The 13,242-nt window shown below is 54.2% G+C and carries 10 protein-coding genes and 3 tRNA genes; 4 read left to right on the top strand and 9 right to left on the bottom strand.

Annotation, left to right across the window (positions count from 1 at the left end):
* Window positions 1-366: 366 nt before the first annotated feature.
* From ACTHYN_RS09245 to alaS, 6 genes are all read right to left on the bottom strand, one after another.
* A tRNA-Arg gene (locus ACTHYN_RS09245) sits at window positions 367-443 on the bottom strand.
* A gap of 208 nt (window positions 444-651) precedes the next feature.
* Window positions 652-728 (bottom strand) — tRNA-Arg (locus tag ACTHYN_RS09240).
* A gap of 65 nt (window positions 729-793) precedes the next feature.
* Window positions 794-883: transfer RNA gene (locus ACTHYN_RS09235), tRNA-Ser, on the bottom strand.
* 130 nt (window positions 884-1,013) lie between these two features.
* Window positions 1,014-1,211 (bottom strand): carbon storage regulator CsrA, encoded by a 198-nt coding sequence (gene csrA / locus ACTHYN_RS09230; protein ID WP_441812162.1) that lies wholly within the window; start codon window positions 1,209-1,211, stop codon window positions 1,014-1,016.
* Window positions 1,212-1,393: 182 nt separating this feature from the next.
* Window positions 1,394-2,632 (bottom strand): aspartate kinase, encoded by a 1,239-nt coding sequence (locus ACTHYN_RS09225; RefSeq protein WP_441812161.1) that lies wholly within the window; start codon window positions 2,630-2,632, stop codon window positions 1,394-1,396.
* A gap of 108 nt (window positions 2,633-2,740) precedes the next feature.
* The gene (alaS, locus tag ACTHYN_RS09220) at window positions 2,741-5,371 is read right to left on the bottom strand and encodes an alanine--tRNA ligase (RefSeq protein ID WP_441812160.1); all 2,631 of its coding nucleotides are present in this window, start codon (window positions 5,369-5,371) and stop codon (window positions 2,741-2,743) included.
* 141 nt (window positions 5,372-5,512) lie between these two features.
* Here alaS and ACTHYN_RS09215 point away from each other — a divergent pair, with 141 nt between their 5' ends.
* Window positions 5,513-6,064, top strand: coding sequence for an RDD family protein (locus ACTHYN_RS09215; protein WP_441812159.1), 552 nt, complete (start codon window positions 5,513-5,515; stop codon window positions 6,062-6,064).
* A 17-nt stretch (window positions 6,065-6,081) separates the two neighbouring features.
* Here ACTHYN_RS09215 and lptG read toward each other — a convergent pair whose 3' ends face one another.
* Entirely contained in the window at window positions 6,082-7,143 is a 1,062-nt protein-coding gene (lptG, locus tag ACTHYN_RS09210; protein ID WP_441812158.1) for an LPS export ABC transporter permease LptG, read from the bottom strand.
* On the bottom strand, window positions 7,136-8,239 hold the full coding sequence (lptF, locus tag ACTHYN_RS09205) for an LPS export ABC transporter permease LptF (RefSeq protein ID WP_441812157.1): 1,104 nt from the start codon (window positions 8,237-8,239) through the stop codon (window positions 7,136-7,138). Before lptF ends, lptG begins: the two co-directional genes overlap by 8 nt.
* A 246-nt stretch (window positions 8,240-8,485) precedes the next feature.
* On the opposite strand from lptF, the gene ACTHYN_RS09200 reads away from it, so the two are divergent.
* Window positions 8,486-9,979: a leucyl aminopeptidase gene (locus ACTHYN_RS09200; RefSeq protein WP_441812156.1), complete on the top strand. Its 1,494-nt coding sequence runs from the start codon at window positions 8,486-8,488 to the stop codon at window positions 9,977-9,979.
* Window positions 9,980-9,988: 9 nt separating this feature from the next.
* Window positions 9,989-10,492 carry a DNA polymerase III subunit chi gene (locus ACTHYN_RS09195; RefSeq protein WP_441812155.1) on the top strand — a complete coding sequence of 168 codons (504 nt, stop codon included), beginning with the start codon at window positions 9,989-9,991 and terminating at the stop codon, window positions 10,490-10,492.
* Window positions 10,493-10,509: 17 nt separating this feature from the next.
* Here the strand turns inward: ACTHYN_RS09195 and ACTHYN_RS09190 are convergent, their stop codons facing one another.
* Window positions 10,510-11,397: a PQQ-binding-like beta-propeller repeat protein gene (locus tag ACTHYN_RS09190; RefSeq protein ID WP_441812154.1), complete on the bottom strand. Its 888-nt coding sequence runs from the start codon at window positions 11,395-11,397 to the stop codon at window positions 10,510-10,512.
* 326 nt (window positions 11,398-11,723) lie between these two features.
* Here ACTHYN_RS09190 and ACTHYN_RS09185 point away from each other — a divergent pair, with 326 nt between their 5' ends.
* The gene (locus ACTHYN_RS09185) at window positions 11,724-13,151 is read left to right on the top strand and encodes a sodium/glutamate symporter (RefSeq protein WP_441812153.1); all 1,428 of its coding nucleotides are present in this window, start codon (window positions 11,724-11,726) and stop codon (window positions 13,149-13,151) included.
* Window positions 13,152-13,242 lie beyond the last annotated feature (91 nt).

The following is a 13,242-nucleotide window of genomic DNA, read 5'->3' as shown; positions in this document are numbered from 1 at the left end:
AAACTTGACAGTGGTCAATTGGATGACGATAGGTGGTAGGGGTATTCCCGCATGATGAGAAAAAAGGGGTATGCAGGTTTCGGTCGAACCTCTTTCGGTTCAAATTCTCCCAGCTATACAAAGCAAAACGCCTCAGGCTGTGAGGTTCACAAACTGAGGCGCTTTGGTTTTAATATGGCGCGGCTGGGAGGATTATTCGGGCCTTTGGCCCTCACCCCTTTGGGGCCGCCGTCGCTGCGCTCCCGCGTTCCTCAACCTGCGTAGCAGGTTTCGGTCGAACCTCTTCCGGTTCAAATTCTCCCAGCTACACAAAGCAAAACGCCTCAGAATGTGAGGTTCACAAACTGAGGCGTTCTGGTCTTAATATGGCGCGGCTGGGAGGATTCGAACCTCCGACCGCTCGGTTCGTAGCCGAGTACTCTATCCAGCTGAGCTACAGCCGCCAATAGATAACCCTCACACATGGCGGTTTGCCTTATGGGAGGAGTATTCGGGCCTTTGGCCCTCACCCCTTCGGGGCCGCCATCGCTTTGCTCTGGCGTTCCTCAGCACACTGCGTGTACTTCGGTCGAACCTCTTTCGGTTCAAATCCTGTCTGACTTATGAGAATGGCTCTAGCGCCGGGTTCACATGACATCAGTTTATAAAAAGTGGCGCGGCTGGGAGGATTCGAACCTCCGACCGCTCGGTTCGTAGCCGAGTACTCTATCCAGCTGAGCTACAGCCGCGCATTGATCACTTAATAATGGTCGCTTGCTAGTTCAACCTGTTCTGCCTTTCCTGGTAAAAGAAATGGCGGAGAGGGAGGGATTCGAACCCTCGGTACACTTTCGCGTACGGTTCCTTAGCAGGGAACTGGTTTCAGCCACTCACCCACCTCTCCTTGAGAACGGGGCGTATACTACCACAATGTTTCGGTTTTCATAGGGGTAACGCGATTTTTTTAGTAATCGTTTCTTTCAGGCACAAAAAAACCGCCCGAGTTTCCCTTGAACGGCCTTTTTATGCCCAACTCAGCTGTTACCGGGCTCTGACTCATCTGCATTCTTTTCAGACTGAATGCGCTGGTATATTTCTTCCCGATGAACGGCGACTTCTTTGGGCGCATTCACACCAATTCTTACCTGGTTACCTTTCACTCCAAGCACAGTCACCGTGATTTCATCACCGACCATCAATGTTTCGCCAACACGGCGAGTTAAAATCAACATATCCCTCACTCCCTATCCTGAGCTACCTGTTCCGACAAGTAATTTTTTGATTAGTTTCCACGTTCATATGAGATCACTGGCTCACCAATACCCGCATATTCCCTTATACGACCACATGCAGACACAAGGTCAGAAAATAAATCTCTTTTTTTGCCCTTCAACAAGCCAGGTCACGGCCTGAATTACAGGATTTCTTCTACTGCGGGCTTGTCGAGCTCAAACACACTGTGAAGAGCACGAACCGCAAGCTCGAGATATTTTTCATCGATCACCACAGAAATCTTGATTTCCGATGTGGCAATCATTTGTATATTAATACCTTCCACCGAGAGCGACTCAAACATCTTGGTCGCCACCCCAGCGTGGGAGCGCATACCCACACCCACTATACTCACCTTGGCAATCTTGGTATCGCCGCTCACGCCTCGGGCACCCAGCTCGTCAGACACTTGCTGGAGCACCTCTTGTGCACGCTTGAAATCGGTGCGATGAACGGTGAAGGTAAACGCTGTCCTGTTATCTTCGCCTACGTTCTGGACAATCATGTCCACACCAATATTGGCATCACTTACCGGTTTTAGAATGCGCAATGCACTACCCGGGGTGTCAGGCACCCCGGAGATCGTAACTTTAGCTTCATCACGGTTAAACGCAATGCCGGAGACAACCGGTTGTTCCATGGCGACATTATCCTCAGTTGTAATCAGAGTGCCCTCACCTTCCTGGAAACTGGAGAGAACCCTTAATGGAACATTATATTTGCCCGCAAATTCTACGGCGCGAATCTGGAGCACTTTGGAACCCAGGCTCGCCATTTCCATCATTTCTTCAAATGTAATCCGGTCCAGGCGGCGGGCACTGTCCACCACACGGGGGTCCGTGGTGTAAACACCGTCTACATCCGTATAGATCTGGCACTCAGTTGCCTTGAGTGTAGCGGCCAGAGCAACTGCCGTAGTATCAGAACCGCCTCGGCCAAGCGTGGTGATGTTGCCGTTTTCATCAACACCCTGAAATCCGGCAACTACCACAACACGACCCGCGTTCAGATCCGCACGTATACGTTGTTCGTCAATCTGCTTAATGCGTGCCTTGGAATGCATGCTATCGGTGAGTATGCGAACTTGCGCGCCAGTGTAGGAGCGCGCATCGCAGCCTCGCTTCTGAAGGGCCATGGAGAGAAGAGACATGGTTACCTGCTCACCCGTAGACACCAAAACATCCATCTCTCGCGGAACAGGCTCCTCCGTAATATCGCCGGCCAGCCCAATTAACCGATTGGTCTCACCGCTCATGGCGGAAACAACCACAACAACATCATGGCCCGCGTCGCGGAAACCACACACTTTCTCAGCTACTGCTTCTATGCGGTCGGTGGTACCTACTGAGGTGCCGCCAAATTTTTGAACAAACAGGGCCATTGTCTTTCCAGTATCCAAATCAGGGACCTAGGGCAAAGCAGTCACTCTGCCCGTCAAAACACAAGCGGCCGGCATTATAAACTGCGACCACTTCCGAAAAACAGTTGCTCAGACAATGTTTTTCTCAACCCACTCCGGCACACCTGCAAGGGCTTCAGCCAGTTTTGAGGGATCGTTGCCACCACCCTGAGCCATGTCGGGGCGGCCACCACCTTTGCCGTCGACCAAAGAAGCCAGATGCTTCATCAAATCACCGGCCTTGATTCGACCAGTAGTCGACTTACTCACGCCTGAAACAAGGGTGATTTTCCCACCATCAACGCTCGCCAGAACAACCACACCTTCACCCAGCTTGTTTTTAAGCTGGTCAGTGGTTTCCATAAGCGTTTTGCGATCCGCCCCTTCAAGCACAGAGGCAACCACTTTTACGCCAGCCACATCCAGCGCTGAATCGGCCAAATCGTCTCCTGCCGAACTGGCAAGCTTTGCCTTCAGGGCGTCAACGTCTTTTTCAAGCTGTCGGTTACGCTCCACAGTTTGTTGCACTTTATCGACAATGGTTTCCCGACTGCCTTTCACCAGGCGGGCGGCGTCACGCAGAGTGCGCTCGGTTTCATCCACCCACTCAAGTGCGCCCAGGCCTGTGACGGCTTCAATACGGCGAACGCCTGACGAAATACCACTCTCCGAGGTGATCCGAAGCAGCCCGATATCACCAGTGCGAGCCACATGAGTCCCGCCACACAACTCCACAGAGTAGCTGTCTGCGCCCATGCTCAATACGCGAACCACATCGCCATACTTTTCACCGAACAAAGCCACTGCGCCTTTTTCCCGGGCCTGCTCCATGTCTGTAATGTCGGTCTGTACCGCTGTATTGCCAAGAATCTGCTCGTTCACCTGGCGTTCAATCTCTTTCAATTGTTCAGGTGTAACCGCCTCGAAGTGTGAGAAATCGAAGCGCAGTTTATCCGGGTCTACAAGCGACCCCTTCTGGGCCACATGCTCTCCCAGAACATTGCGCAAAGCCGCGTGCAGCAGGTGTGTAGCCGAGTGATTACAACGGGTCTTGTTGCGGCGTCCGTGGTCAATACGCGCGTCCACTTCCAAGCCGGGAAACAGTTCACCCTCAATAAGAGTGCCCACATGCAGGTGGTTATCCCCGTCCTTGCGGGTATCCGTTACCTTGAAACGACCACCGCTCCACGTCAGCAGCCCGGTATCGCCTACCTGACCACCGGATTCCGCATAGAACGGAGTGCGCTCCAGCACTACAATGGCTTCATCACCCGCTTCCGCTGTTTTCTGCTCACCACCGACCACAACAGCACGGATGCGCTCATGGCCATCCACCTGGTCGTATCCGGTGAACTCGGTTTTTCCCTCAATATTCAGGCTGGCCGCATTATAATCCATACCGAATTTACTGGCTGCCCTGGCCCGTTCACGCTGAGCTTCCATGGCTTTTTCATAGCCTTCGTAATCCAGTGTTAAACCGCGCTCACGGGCAATGTCATTGGTGAGATCCACCGGAAAACCATAGGTGTCATACAATGTGAAGATGGTGTTGCCGGGAATGATCTCACCTTTCAGCTCGGCAATGTCTTGCTCCAGAAGTCGCAGCCCTTTATCAAGGGTTTTTACAAACTGCTCCTCTTCCTGCAGCAGTACACGCTCAATCTGTTTGCGGCCACTAACCAGCTGTGGGAAAGCGTCTCCCATCAGCTCAACCAGAGCACCGGTTAATTTGTAGAAGAACGGACCGGTGGCACCCAGCTTGTTGCCGTGACGGGCCGCACGACGAATAATGCGGCGCAGCACAAAGCCGCGACCTTCGTTGGATGGCATCACGCCGTCGGAAATCAAAAACGCACAGGAACGAATGTGATCCGCAACCACTCGCAAGCTTGCTTCTGTGGCTGCCACACCACCAAGCACCTTTGAGGCCGCCTTTAGCAGGTCGTCAAAAAGGTCAATCTCGTAATTACTGTGCACACCTTGCAGAACCGCTGTTATGCGCTCCAGGCCCATTCCCGTATCCACAGACGGCCTGGGCAGATTGAGCATTTCACCATCGGCGGTGCGGTTGTACTGCATGAAGACCACGTTCCAGATTTCGATATAACGGTCGCCGTCCTCTTCCGGGCTTCCGGGGGGGCCGCCAGCCACATCCGGGCCATGGTCGTAAAAAATTTCTGAGCATGGACCACAGGGGCCGGTGTCGCCCATCTGCCAGAAATTGTCCGAGGCATAGGGTGCGCCGCCGTTGTCTCCGATACGGATAATTCGCTCCGCCGGCACGCCAACTTCTTTATTCCAGATGTCGTAGGCTTCGTTGTCGTCTGCGTAAACAGTTACCCACAGCCGCTCTGCAGGGAGGTTCAGCCACTGCTCTCCCGTCAGAAAGGTCCACGCATAGCTGATGGCCTCACGCTTGAAGTAATCGCCAAAGCTGAAATTGCCCAGCATTTCGAAGAATGTATGATGGCGTGCTGTGTAGCCAACGTTCTCCAGATCGTTATGCTTGCCGCCTGCCCGCACACATTTTTGAGTGGTGGTCGCACGGCTGTAGTCGCGCTCCTCCCGGCCAAGAAACACGTCTTTGAACTGGTTCATTCCCGCATTGGTAAACAGCAGTGTCGGATCATCCGCTGGTACCAGCGAGCTGCTTGAAACAATGGAGTGACCTTGCTGTTTGAAATAATCAAGAAATGCCTGTCGCAACTCTGCGGTTTTCATAGCCCTTTGATACCTTTCCATAAATCCCGCCACAAACCGGCGCGATCCGCGATTGAATACGAATACTTACATGCGTGTGTAAATCGGCTACTCTAGCACACGCCGAGTACATGAAAAACGTGAAACATCACAGGAGACCCCATGCCCCGTCGCTTCCACGCCGCTGACGAACTGCTTCCCCCAGCGACGTTTCTTAAACGATCCCTCGCTATTGTTTACGACGGCCTGATCAGCATTGCCGTGCTTCTGGTTACCACCGGTATTTACACCATGATAACCGGCTGGGCAAATGGCTGGGTCACCAACTGGGATGCCCCCCTGAAAAAAGCTGATTCGGGTCAGATATCCGGAGACCCCGGCCTGACCTTTGTGCTCTTTCTGGTGATGTACTTATTTTTTGCCTACTTCTGGACGCGCCTGGGACAAACACTTGGCATGCAAGTATGGCGCATACGCATAGAAAACCTGAATGGCACCTCGGTAAGCTGGAGCCAGGCACTTCGCCGCTACGTATCCGCTGCTGGCGTGTTGTTCCTGGCGCTACTCGCTGGCTATTACCTTGGTGCGGCCACCCTCTTTCTTTCCGTTCCGGCAATGCTCGCACTGTTCTTCCCTATCAATGGGCTATCGGTAACCGACAGGCTGTCTGACAGCGTTGTTGTGAGCCTGGCCAAACAGCCCAAAGCCAACTAACCCCGCGCCGTGACAGGCTAACCCGCCCGGCGCATGAGTACTGCGCCAAACACGGCATTCACCGCAATCGGCACAAGAACCGCAAGCACAGGATTGAACCCGAAGACCAAACTCATGGGGCCGAGCAAATCCTGCATATACTTGAACAGCAACCCCACAAGCAGCCCGGTAAACACCCGAAAGCCCATGGTGACCGAGCGCAACGGCCCGAAGATAAAGGAAATCGCCACCAACGCCATCACCCCGGTGCCGAGCGGCATCAAGGCTTTTTTCCAGAACGCCAACCAGTAGGGAGAGGCGCTCAACTCCTGATCGCCCAAATAGCTGGCGTAGGTGTATAGCCCCGTCATAGAGAGGTTTTCCGGCTTCACAATCAGCACGCTCAGCACACTCGGCGACAAGCCCGTGTCCCAGCGCAGGGATTGATGCTCTTCGCGGCTGGTAGATTCGCCTTCAAGGCGCGTGGTATTGGTGTTTTCCAGCATCCAGTAATCGCCCTGATAAACAGCCCGCTCTGCAAAGCTGGCAGCCATCAGCTGGCGCTGATCGTTAAAGCGGAACATAGAGATGCCGTGCAATACACCATTAGGTTGCACCGCATTAAAGTGCATGAACACATTCCCTTCGCGATGCCATACACCATGGGCTGCAGCAACATTCTGGCCGGCACCCAGGGCCACCGCCTTATAACTTTGAGCAGCTCGCTCCGCGGGTGGGGCCATGTATTCACCGATAAGCACCCCCGCCAGAACAATCACCAAAGCGGGCTTCATGGCAGACCATACTACCCGCTTCAGGGAGACCCCGGCCGCACGAATAACCGTAAGCTCAGAGGCACTGGCCATGGTGCCCAGACCTACCAGGCAACCCATAAAGGCACCCAGAGGCAAATAATCGTATATCCGCCGGGGCAACGTGAGAACCACATACCAGAGTGCACCTGAAATTTGATAATTATTGCGGGTGTCATCCAGCTCACCTATAAACGCAAAGATGAGATCCAGCGACAACACCACAATCATCACCAGGAACATGGCGCCACCCACATTGCGCATCACATAGTGATCAATCTTACGCATTGGCCGCTCCATCTCGCGTCACCTTGCGCCTGTATAACCAGGCCGGGCCAAAGTGCAACCACAATCCAAGTGCAAGAAAGATTGCGTGCACCCAAAGCATTCCCAGCCACTCGGGCACTTTGCCGTCCGACATGGCATCCCGGGCAACTATGAGCAGGCCGAGATAGGCTACATACACAAGCATGGCGGGCAGAAGGTGGAAAAACCGGCCTTGCCGGGGATTTACACGGCTAAGCCGAACCGCAAGCAAGGTTACAATCGGTACAATCAGCGGCAACGAAAAGCGCCAGTGCAGCAGGGCTCTGTCTCTGGGATCATCCGAACGCATAAGCTGGCCGGTGGTCACCCCCTCATCCAACTCCACATCACCGCCACTGCCGCTGCGGATTTTCAAACCATAGGCTTCAAAACCGGTCACCTGATAATCCAGTTTACCTGGCATACCATCGAAACGGGCGCCGTTCTCCAGCACAAGAAACCGGCTACCGGTCTCCTCATCAATGATCTGGGAGCCCGAATCGGCAGCAATAACACTAACGCCCTCACCATCGCTGCCATACTCGGCAATGAATACCCCCTCAAGGCGGCGCTTATCATCACTCAGGGCCTCGGTATAGGTGACACGGCCACCGGATGAAAGCTCCTGGAAGCGCCCGGGCGCAAGCAAGTCGAATTCTGTGGCTTTCGATTGTTCAGCAAAAATTTTCTCAACCTGCCCCATGCCCCAGGGGGATATAAACAGGCTCATGCTGCCCACCACCAACATTACAGCAAGACTGCCCAGCAGGGTTTTTGAAAGCAGCTGACGATCACTCACACCACAGGCGTAAAGCACCGTCATTTCGCTTTCCAGGTACATTCGGCCATAGGCGAGCAAAATGCCGATAAACAACCCCAACGGTAGAATCAGCTCAAGAAATCCGGGGAACCGATAGGCCATGATTTCAAACAACACGCCCGGCGCAATCTTGCCCTCAGCTGCGCCGGCCAGATATTTGATAAACCGCCCGCTCATGAACACCAGCAATAGAATGCCCGACACAGCAATCATGCTGACCATAATCTGACGTATGAGATAACGAAAAATAATGTGCAAAACGGTTTCTCTGCCCGTGTAAACCGGAACATGGAGGAATAGGAAAACTGCGCGTATTCTATGTAACCTTGCCGCTGAATAACAGTGCAGCAGCGTTAAGGCCATGACAGATCAAGTGCCAGCAAAATACAGCAACCCGGCCTGCCAACTTGATAATCTAACCACATGCCCCAATGCTTGAGAGAATCGTAAGATCAATTTCGCCGCTTACACCTGCGGTTTTCCCGGACAACTACAGGAGTTTCCATGAACTTCAGCCTGAACAGCAATGCCATTACGAGCACCAAAGCCGACTGCCTGGTCGTCGCCCTGCCAGAAAAAGGCGACTGGCCAGCCTCAACCACCGAGGCGGACAGCGCTTTGGGTGGGCTGATCAGCACACTCCAAAAGGCCGGTGATGTTACCGGCAAAAACGCAGAAACAACCCTGATCCCCCTTAGCGATCAACCCTGGAACAGGCTGCTTGTTGTCGGTACAGGAAACGACACCGACCGCAACAGCGCCGGCTTCCGCAAAGCCTTGACGGCTGTAATGGGCGCACTCAAAGAGGGTCCCTCAAAAAGCGTGCTCATTGCCATAACAGATACTAAGGTAACGGGTGACGACAGCGTGAGCTCCGAACTCGCCAAACTAAGCCTGATTGGCCGCACGCTCGAAGACCAACTTTACCTTTTCAGCGATTTCAAAAGCGAAAAGCCGACCGCCCGCAAATTGAACAAGGTTCTGGTTTCCGTCTCCGATGCTGGCAAAACCGAGAAGGAAGCCTTCAATCTTGGCCTGGCTACCGGTCGCGGCATGAACCTTACCCGCGACCTGGGCAACACACCTCCCAACGTCTGCCACCCGATATGGTTGGCCGAACAAGCCACCAAGCTGGCAGCTGACCACGAGTGCATCAAGACTGAGATCCTTGATGAAAAGCAGATGAAAAAACTGGGCATGAATTCCCTGCTGGCCGTTGGCCAGGGCAGCACTCAGCCGCCACGCCTTATTGTTATGGAATACCGCGGTGGCAAGGCAGAAGCCAAGCCCCATGTTCTGGTTGGCAAAGGCATCACTTTTGATTCCGGCGGTATCAGCTTGAAGCCAGGCGCCGGCATGGATGAAATGAAGTACGACATGGGCGGTTCGGCAGCCGTATTCGGTGCCATGCAAGTACTTGCCGAGACTCAGCCGAAAATCAACGTGGTTGCGGTAATCGCTGCCGCTGAAAACATGCCAGACGGCCACGCCACCCGCCCGGGCGACATAGTAACCACCATGTCGGGCCAAACCGTTGAAATTCTCAACACAGATGCCGAAGGTCGGTTGGTATTATGCGACGCCCTCACCTATGTGAAGAAGTTTGACCCGACAGCGGTGATCGACCTAGCGACGCTTACAGGCGCCTGCATTGTGGCGCTTGGCCATGAAGCAACCGGCCTGCTGGCAAATAACGACCAGTTGGCTAACGAGCTGCTGGCTGCCGGCGATCGCGCCAGTGACAAGGCCTGGCGCCTGCCGTTGTGGGATGAGTACCAAAGCCTGCTGGACAGCAACTTTGCCGACTTAGCTAACATTGGCGGTCGCTCGGCAGGCACCATCACGGCTGCCTGTTTCCTGTCGCGCTTCACCAAGGAGTACAACTGGGCCCACCTCGACATAGCTGGCACCGCCTGGCACTCAGGTCAAGCCAAAGGCTCTTCCGGCCGCCCGGTTCCGTTACTGGTCGATTATCTGATGTCCCATGCCGGTAAATAATGGAAACTGATGGAAAGTAACCCGGCAACACAAACCGGCAGCCACGCTGCCGGTGCCTCCGGGCAGCAGGACAAGAACCAGCGTTACTGGTTCCACATCCTGCTGCAGGACACCCCCGCCGCTCGCCACCTGCACGCCACCAAGCTTGTAAACAAAGCCTGGCAGCAAAGCGACCGGGTGTGCATCGTATGTGATACCACGCAACAGGCAGAAGAACTGGATGATCTAATCTGGAACTTCAGCCCGGATGCGTTTATCCCGCACAGTATCATTCCCGATTCCGCCACACCCTGTACTGACCCAGTTGGCATATTACTATGCCCGCCGGTAGCGGAAGATTGGGACACGGTTATTATTCTCTCGGAGACACTTCCGGCGAATGCAGACAGGTTTAAACGGCTTGCTCTCGTAGCCCATAATGATCCGGCAGTGCTAAGCCAGGCCCGCCTGCACTTCAAACAGCTGCGCGCACTAGGTATTGAGCCTCAGGTGCATGATCAACGAAAGCGATAAGCCTGACTGATAGTGTGTTAGCGGCAATCAAACTCTGACAGGGGCACCGCATAAACAAAGCCATCCTGGCTACCGACAAACACTGTTCTATTGATCACCACCGGTCCCGCGGGCGCAAGTGCGATTGCCGGACTGTTATGGCTGGAGCCACCCAGCTTGAGTGTGTCAGTGGCACGGCCGCTGTCACAATGCGGTGTGTCACCATCCTCGGCATCAAGCGCATGAAGCAATCCAGCGGTATCGCCAAAAAATACTTTGCCGGCGGTGATGGCCGGGGCTCCAGACGTGTTATTGGATTGACGGGGGCCGCTGCCAAGCAGGTCGCGCCACAGAAGCTTGCCGTTTCCAGGCGCCAATGCAATTAGCTCAGCGCCACCAGTAACCGCATACAGAGTGTCATTCCAGAACGCAGGTGTAGGCATGACCTCGCCTAAAGTCTCGTATTGCCACAGGGTGGCTCCGTCTTCCGGGTCAACTACCATAACACCGCTGGCACCGGTACCGCGTATATCCGGGCTCTGGAAAACGCGATTACCGTAGCCGACAAAAATGCGCCCGCCTGCTTGAATCATCTCGGAATGAATCCAGTTTGGCGCATGGCGAAACCAGGGATTGTCGTCATGCCATGCTACCTTTCCATTGGGCAGGTCGAAGCGAAACATGCCACCGGTGGCATGGTTGCCAATGTATAACGCATCTCCAACAACCACAGGAGTCGCACGCACCTGATCGCCGGTACGGAACTTCATTCGATTCAGCAATTCGCCACCATTGTTATATACGGCGTTGTTGGCTGCATTCATACGGTACTGAGTCCACTCATCTGGGCCGAAGCTATCTGCGAAGACCGGCATAGCCATGCAGCACCCGATGAGCCAACTCAGAGCTTTTTTCCTCGTATCCATGGCGTTTTGTCATCCTGATGAAAAATAAGACTCAATCAATCGTGTTTGTTGGTAAGGATTGTTTATTCTTGCATAAGCCAATAGTGCTCCCAACGACCCCAAAAAGACATCCATGCTGGCAAAATCCGGACGCGCCCGGTTCTCTGGCAAGTCATTTCTGCATGCCCCGAATTTGAAACCTTTGACCAGGTAAGGTAAAACCTTGATTGGACTTGAATTGTAAGGTTTGGCTCTGGCCGCCCAAAACTTGCAGTACATGGGTGCATGCTTTTTTCTCGGTGATACTCCGGGAATTTGTTGCCTGGGCAGTCGATGGAGACGAGACAATGAGTGCGGATAAAATCGGGTTTGCGCTGCTGATACTTGCCGTGCTTCTCTTCGCGGGCAAATGGGTCCGAATGCACTGGCGACCCGCCCAGAAGCTGTTTCTGCCTGCCTCTATTCTCGCGGGTGTTATCGGATTGTTGCTCGGCCCGGGGGTGCTGGGTTTATTGGCGCAAACGGTTGCCGGTCCGGAGACCGCGCTCGCCGACGGTATAATACCCGAGTCTATGCTCAACATATGGAGTGAGCTGCCGGGCCTGCTTATTAATGTGGTTTTTGCCACGCTTTTGCTGGGAGTGCCCCTGCCTAATTTCAAACGAGTGTGGAATCTCGCGGGTCCTCAGCTTGCTTTCGGCCTGACCCTGGGCGCAGGCCAATACGTTGTTGGCATACTGATCGCCGCTCTCGTTCTTGCGCCTGTTTTTGGATTGCCATTGATGGCCGGTGCACTCATTGAAATCGGCTTTGAGGGCGGGCATGGCACAGCGGCTGGCCTGCAGGATGTGTTCGCAGACCTGGGCTTTCCCGAAGGTGCAGATATGGCGGTGGGTATGGCTACCGTCGGCGTCATCTCAGGCATTGTCGGCGGCATCATACTCATCAACTGGGGTGTGCGTAACGGCAAGAGCGAGGTGCTGGACAAGGACGTTGGCGAGATTCCGCAGAACCAGCAACGTGGCCTGATCCCCAAAGACAACCGGCCTGTGCCAACTGGCGGAATGACAGTGCGCTCAGAATCCATTGAACCATTAACCCTGCACTTCGCGTTTGTCGCCATGGCTATCCTGGTAGGTCTAGGCATTCTTGAGTCGCTTACCTGGATTGAAAAACAGACCTGGGGGAGCGGCGAGGATGGTATGGAGCTGTTGGGCGCCGTGCCCTTGTTCCCGCTAGCGATGATCGGCGGGCTGATCGTACAACAGGTTCTCACCCGCATCGATAAAAACGATCTTCTGGATCGCGAGACTATGCTGCGAATCCAGGGAATAGCGCTGGATATCCTGATCGCCGCAGCCATCGCCAGCCTCTCACTGGCCGTGATTGCAGCAAACCTGGCACCTTTTCTCCTGCTGGGTATCGCCGGCATTGCCTGGAATGTGTGCCTGTTCCTTTTTCTGGCACCGCGCGTTATTCCGAAATACTGGTTTGAACGCGGCATCGGCGATCTTGGCCAATCCATGGGCGTGACCGCGACCGGACTGATTCTCATGAAAATCGCCGACCCTGATAACAAAACGCCCGCCTATGAGGCCTTCGGCTATAAACAGATGGCCTTCGAGCCTCTCTTTGGCGGCGGCCTGATAACAGGCATCTCTTTACCTGTTATCTACAACTTTGGCCCCTGGCCGTTATTCGGCGTTATGTTGGCTCTGGTAGTGCTGGGCATGGGCTCCGGCTTATTCTATTTTGGTAAGCTTAAAGAGCAGTAAGGTAAGGAAAGCCGGAGAAGTCTGCTCAATGGCCCGATCCCAGGCGAGCATGTATAATCACGCGTCTAGAATTTCCCGCGAATCCATCAAT

It is taken from the genome of Marinobacter sp., assembly GCF_052091845.1.
Taxonomy (GTDB): domain Bacteria; phylum Pseudomonadota; class Gammaproteobacteria; order Pseudomonadales; family Oleiphilaceae; genus Marinobacter.
Note: the sequence above shows the minus strand (reverse complement) of the source record. Positions and strands in the feature narration are given on the sequence as shown.

Bases quoted from the DNA above. Each gene is read 5' to 3' on its own strand.
- csrA (WP_441812162.1), bottom strand. From the start codon at position 1,211: ATGTTGATTTTAACTCGCCGTGTTGGCGAAACATTGATGGTCGGTGAT.
- ACTHYN_RS09225 (WP_441812161.1), bottom strand. From the start codon at position 2,632: ATGGCCCTGTTTGTTCAAAAATTTGGCGGCACCTCAGTAGGTACCACC.
- alaS (WP_441812160.1), bottom strand. From the start codon at position 5,371: ATGAAAACCGCAGAGTTGCGACAGGCATTTCTTGATTATTTCAAACAG.
- ACTHYN_RS09215 (WP_441812159.1), top strand. From the start codon at position 5,513: ATGCCCCGTCGCTTCCACGCCGCTGACGAACTGCTTCCCCCAGCGACG.
- lptG (WP_441812158.1), bottom strand. From the start codon at position 7,143: ATGCGTAAGATTGATCACTATGTGATGCGCAATGTGGGTGGCGCCATG.
- ACTHYN_RS09200 (WP_441812156.1), top strand. From the start codon at position 8,486: ATGAACTTCAGCCTGAACAGCAATGCCATTACGAGCACCAAAGCCGAC.
- ACTHYN_RS09195 (WP_441812155.1), top strand. From the start codon at position 9,989: ATGGAAAGTAACCCGGCAACACAAACCGGCAGCCACGCTGCCGGTGCC.
- ACTHYN_RS09190 (WP_441812154.1), bottom strand. From the start codon at position 11,397: ATGGATACGAGGAAAAAAGCTCTGAGTTGGCTCATCGGGTGCTGCATG.
- ACTHYN_RS09185 (WP_441812153.1), top strand. From the start codon at position 11,724: ATGAGTGCGGATAAAATCGGGTTTGCGCTGCTGATACTTGCCGTGCTT.